The 5064-nt window shown below is 68.3% G+C and carries 4 protein-coding genes and 1 pseudogene; 2 read left to right on the forward strand and 3 right to left on the reverse strand.

The window, feature by feature from the left end:
* Nucleotides 1-64: 64 nt before the first annotated feature.
* From ACFO3J_RS32720 to ACFO3J_RS32730, 3 genes and pseudogenes are all read right to left on the reverse strand, one after another.
* A complete protein-coding gene (locus ACFO3J_RS32720; RefSeq protein ID WP_386437421.1) occupies nucleotides 65-436 on the reverse strand; it encodes a hypothetical protein in 372 nt (123 codons plus the stop codon).
* 248 nt (nucleotides 437-684) lie between these two features.
* Nucleotides 685-2217, reverse strand: coding sequence for a site-specific integrase (locus tag ACFO3J_RS32725; RefSeq protein WP_386437423.1), 1533 nt, complete (start codon nucleotides 2215-2217; stop codon nucleotides 685-687).
* Between the two features lie 139 nt (nucleotides 2218-2356).
* Nucleotides 2357-2722 (reverse strand): annotated as a pseudogene (locus ACFO3J_RS32730) (helix-turn-helix domain-containing protein); the annotation flags it as partial.
* Between the two features lie 94 nt (nucleotides 2723-2816).
* Here ACFO3J_RS32730 and ACFO3J_RS32735 point away from each other — a divergent pair.
* Nucleotides 2817-3050: a hypothetical protein gene (locus tag ACFO3J_RS32735; protein ID WP_386437426.1), complete on the forward strand. Its 234-nt coding sequence runs from the start codon at nucleotides 2817-2819 to the stop codon at nucleotides 3048-3050.
* Nucleotides 3051-3280: 230 nt separating this feature from the next.
* Nucleotides 3281-4660 (forward strand): DUF3631 domain-containing protein, encoded by a 1380-nt coding sequence (locus ACFO3J_RS32740; protein ID WP_386437428.1) that lies wholly within the window; start codon nucleotides 3281-3283, stop codon nucleotides 4658-4660.
* Nucleotides 4661-5064: the final 404 nt, after the last annotated feature.

Raw genomic sequence — 5064 nt, forward strand, 5'->3', positions numbered from 1 at the left:
CGCGGATCCCTCATGTGGCTGAAGCTCCTCACTCCAAAAACATGATCCGAACCCCGAACAGCTCCTAGTCGTGCAGGTCGAACTGTCGCAGCCATTCGGGATCCCCGTCGCCGACTGTGGCAACCAGCGCTCCGCTCAGCAGGAGCATGTACAGAACGAACGTGATGGGGTCTCCACCGAAGTGCTCCATGCCCTCGTTCAAGGTGACGTTCGGGGAGTCTGGGTGTCCGATGAGTCCGGCAGCGTAAAGGAGATCGTCGTGCGACACCCCGAGCGTCTCGGAAATCCATTCCACGGCCGCCCGAGCTTGGTCCTCGCTGATCTGCTCGCGGGCAGCAACGAGCCAGTGCATCAGAGTGCTCCACACCATCGCTGGATCTGATGGGTTCTCCCCTTCGATGAAGGAGCCCCCTGGCCCTTTGGAGGGGTTGTCCATCCAAGCTGCGATGTCAGTGCGCAGTCGTTTGGCAGTGCGAACACGGGAGATCTCGGAGAGGTCCAGCTCCGGAAGCCTCTTCTTGTTCGTGCGAGTTAACCGGCGACGTTGGCTATTTCGTCCCATCAGCGAAGGGTGTCACGTAAGGCGAGCGTCGCGTGGCCATATCGCGGACTCCCTCGTTAGCCGCTCACATGCGAGTAGAGCAGGGTGTCCCGTCACCTTTGGAGCTCTGGCTGTCGATCTGGTCAGCCGTCGGTCCTCTGCTTGCCGCCAGCCGGACGAGCCCGAGGAACGAGCTTGGCAGCCTTCTCTGCGACCTCCCGGTCCAGCTCCGGCAGGAGGCTCGTGTATGTGTCCGAGGTCAGGGCGATCGTGGAGTGGCGCAGGACCTCCTTCACCGTGTGGATGTCGCCGCCGCCCGCGTGGGTGAGCGTTGCGGCGACGTGGCGGAGGTCGCGGAAGGTGATCGGCGGGAGGTCGGTCGTCGCGTGGATGCGGCGGAAGGTGTCGGAGACCATCTCGGGGTGGAGCCAGGAGCCGTCCTCCCGGGTGAAGACCTTGCCGGTGTCGTTCCAGGCAGAGCCCCACCTTTTGTGGTCCTTCTTCTGGCGCTTCCGGTGGGCGCGGAGAGCGGCAACCGTGAGGCTGTCCAGGGCGATGGTGTTGGCGCTGCCGTCCGTCTTGGGATCGGCTTCGTACGGATCCCACCCGTCGACCACGATCTCCTTGGCCGGGGTGATGAGGCCGGCCTTGAGGTCGACGTTGCTCCAGTCCTGGCCGACCGCCTCCCCGCGACGTAGGCCGCGGAAGCCGACGAGGTGGAAGAGGGCGTACAGCCGGTCGTCCTGGGCCGCGTCGAGGAAGATGCCGAACTGCTGCGGTGTCCAGACCATGACCGGGCCGGGTATCTCGCCGGTCTGCCGCCACCGCCGTACGCGTTCGTCCGTCCAGAGCAGGGGCTTCGGCCGCCTGCCGGAGACGAGTTCGACGTGCGAGGCGGGGTTGAAGGTGATGAGCTGCTGCGCGATGGCGGAGTTGAGCGCGGCGCGCAGGGTGCGGCGTATCGCCTGCTGTGTGGAGGGACCGGTCACCTTGCGGAAGGGCGGCATCTCGGCGAGCTTGGCCCGCTCCGCCGCCAGCCGCGCCCGCTCGGAGGCTACGGGCCGTCCCGGCGTGCTTGGCTTGCAGCGGGCGATCTGTGCCCGGCGAGCTTCGTTCTCGGCCGCGATCACCTCGTTGGCGTCGGCAATCGCGTCGAACATCTCCACGAGGTGGCCGACGTTCAGCCGGTCGAGCCGCACGTTCCCGATGCGCGGCTTGAGGTGGACGTTGATGTGCGATGCGTAGCCGTTGAGGGTCGTCCTGCGGCGCTTCTTGGACGCGAACCAGAGGTCCAGCCACTCGCCGACCGTCGTGCCGCCGCGTAGGTCGAGCCCGGACCGGAGGCGTCGGCGGATTTCCTCGGCGTTGGGCAGCGGGGCCTTCTCCTCCACCAGGCGTTCCAGCAGGGCCGCGACGCGTTGGACGCTGTCCTGGTCGTCGGTGTCGGCGAGGCCGAGGAGTGTGCGGACGTGATCGAGGTCGGCCTGGGCGGCTTTGAGACTGTCGTAGCCCGCCCGGCTGAAGGAGCGGCGCGTGCCGTCCTCACGCGGCGGGAGTTCCTGGCGTACGGAGTAGGACCCGTGCTTGCGGTTCGCGAGCTTCGGGCAACTACTGCCCAGCGGTCGGCCGGTTTCGGCGTCACGGCAGTAGCAGCGGCGGTGAGTCGAGCCCTTCATGGTGCTTCTCCCAGCAGGTTCAGAAACCGTCTGCCGGGGCGTCCTTCCAGACGATCTTGCCCTCGGCATCCATTGACCAGGTCCGTCGCGGTGCGGCTCTGCGCTCACGCAGTTGGGGGCTGGGGCCGTCGTAGTCGTACGACTCGCCGGTGAACCACTGGAGTGCCGCGAAGGTGTCGGCCGGTTCCTCGTCGGGGAGCGTCTGCACGCGGTCCACGAGGCCGTCGGGATAGATCAGGCAGATCGGCGCGACGTGCAGGGCCTTGGCGAGCACCATGACCTCGACCAGGGGCAGTTGGGAACGTCGGCCGGACTCCATGTTGGCGATGACGTTGCGGGGGATGGCGTATCCGAGGTCGGTGCAGGCGCGGGCCAGGTCTTCGCCGCTCATGCCCAGTTCCTTGCGGCGCCGGCGGACCTCGGCCGCCACCGTCGCCATGACCTGGTCGGCCCACTCCGGGGCGTTGTCTTCATTCCGCCCAGCATCAGTACCGCGTTGTGTAATGACGACACAGTAGCTTGGTGCACCCTCCTGACCTGGGCTTGGAGCCGATCGCGAGACCGCGTTCGCCGAGAGCTGTATGTGTGCGGAGGCAGGTATGGGTGAGAGCGGTATGACCCGGCCGGTGATCAAGGGGATGGCCAAGGATGAAGTGCTGTCGCTGCCGGCGGCGGTGGACCTGGAGACGGCGAACCGCGCACTCGGCCTGGGGCGGAGCAAGGGCTACGAGTTGGCCAAGCGCGGCCAGTACCCGTGCCGTGTCTTGCGGTTGGGCAGTTCGTATCGCGTGGTGATGGCCGAGTTGCAGGCCTTGCTTGGGCTCGCAGCATGACGTCCGTGATCCCTGTACGCGCGCACGTTGGGGGCCGCCCAAGATCTCGTGGACTGCGGCGGGCGTTCGTCGTACTGTCCGTGGTCGCTCGCGCGGAGCCAACCGCCGAGAACGAACGAGCCCCCGACGCGCCAACGCCGGAGGCTCACAACTCCCCTGTACGCCAGGCACGTTCAACCTAGGTGGGGGCGGGCCGGCCAGCCTGCTCCCACCGGTCGAGGAGCTACAACATGGAGCCTACGACAGCCGCTGTCCGAGACGCACCCCCTGCGGCCGCCTGGCCGCCGGTCACCGTACCCGGTCAGCCGGACCGTACGACGTGGCAGCCGCTCGCGGAACTGACCGCCGAGCCGGAGCCGTCCGGCGACCCGTCGGCTGTGGTGACCGGGCCTCTTCTGGTCACTGACCGGCTGACCGGAACAGCCGGTCGCTTGACCTCGGTCACTGACCGGGGGCTGGTCACCGCGGTCGGTCAGCCGACGGGTCCGGTCGATCCACCGCAGCGGAGTGCGCTGTCGGAGGGCGCTGACCTGCTGAGCGAGCTGCGGTCAGCGGTTGCCCGGTACGTGGTCATGCCGAGCGCTGAGGCTCTCGACGCGGTCACCTTGTGGATCGCGGCCACCCACCTCCAGCCCGCCTGGCAGCACGCACCGCGTCTGGCGGTGGTCGGCCCCGCGAAGCGATGTGGGAAATCGCGGCTGCTGGACGTGCTGCACGACACCGTCCACGACCCCTTCATCACGGTCAACTCGACCCCGGCGGCGATCTTCCGGTCGATCACGGAGCAGCCGCCGACGCTGCTGGTGGACGAGGCCGACACGATATTCGGCAGCGTGAAGGTCGCGGAGAAGAACGAGGAGATGCGCGGGCTCCTCAACTCCGGGCACCAGCGAAACCGTCCCACCACCCGGGTTGTCGGCCCGGAGCACAAGCCGACCAAATTCCGCACCTTCGCCATGGCGGCGCTGGCCGGGATAGGCGACTTGCCGGACACGATCATGGATCGGGCGGTGGTGATCCGGATGCGGAGGCGCGCACCAATGGAGAAGGTGCTGCCCTTCCGCTCCCGCCGAGACACCCCGCAGTTGCACGATTTGCGGGACCGTTTGGCGGGATGGCTGGTGCCGCTGACCGACAGGGCGGCGTCGATGGAGCCGGTCATGCCGGTCGAGGACCGGGCGGCGGACACCTGGGAGCCGCTGGTGGCGGTCGCCGACCTCGCTGGAGGCAGTTGGCCGCAGCGCGCCCGGCAGGCGTGCCGCGTGCTGACGGCGCAAGAGGAAGGCAACGATCAGGAGGCTGCGCTCGCGATCCGCATCCTGGCCGACATTCGCGCGGTGTTCGCCGCGTGCGGCGACCCGACGCTGCTGTCGACCGAGCAGCTGCTTGCCGCCCTGCACGCCGACAGCGAAGCTCCTTGGCGCGAGCACGGGTCTCACGGTCTGACCGCTCGGGGCCTGCAACTGCTGCTGAAGGACTTCGGCATCGGCGCCGCCAACCGCCGCTTCCCCGACCGCAGCCAGCGCCGAGGCTTCGCCCGCGATCAGTTCGCCGACGCCTGGGCTCGCTACTGCCCTCGGCAGGAGGTGGCCCCAGGCGCCGAGCGCTGACCCGCATCCACCCGCCCCACCCGTCCCCGTGCAGGTCAGCACGGGGACGGGTCGTTTCCCCGCAACGGGTCGACCCGCATCAAGATTCCACCCGTACCTGCGCTGACCAGGGACGCAACGGGTGGGACGGGTCGCTGCCCGTCTCCGGCGAGAAGCAACCAGGGGCGGACCGGAGTAGTAGGAGCATGAGAAGCGCCGGGCATGGCAGCACCGGAGACAGGTGATCTGCGGCGCAGCAAGTTGTGGGGCAAGGAGTCCTTGCGCCCCAGCGGAGCAAGTTGTCGCGCTGGACGGTCTTATGGCCCGTCGTACGCACATGCCCGCGCCGGGGGGCGCGGGCATGAGGGTTCCCGAGCGAGGGCGCCCGGGGACCACGGGGTGGAGGCGGCCCGGCCGAGACCGGT

The organism is Streptomyces polygonati, assembly GCF_042650325.1.
Classification (GTDB): domain Bacteria; phylum Actinomycetota; class Actinomycetes; order Streptomycetales; family Streptomycetaceae; genus Actinacidiphila; species Actinacidiphila polygonati.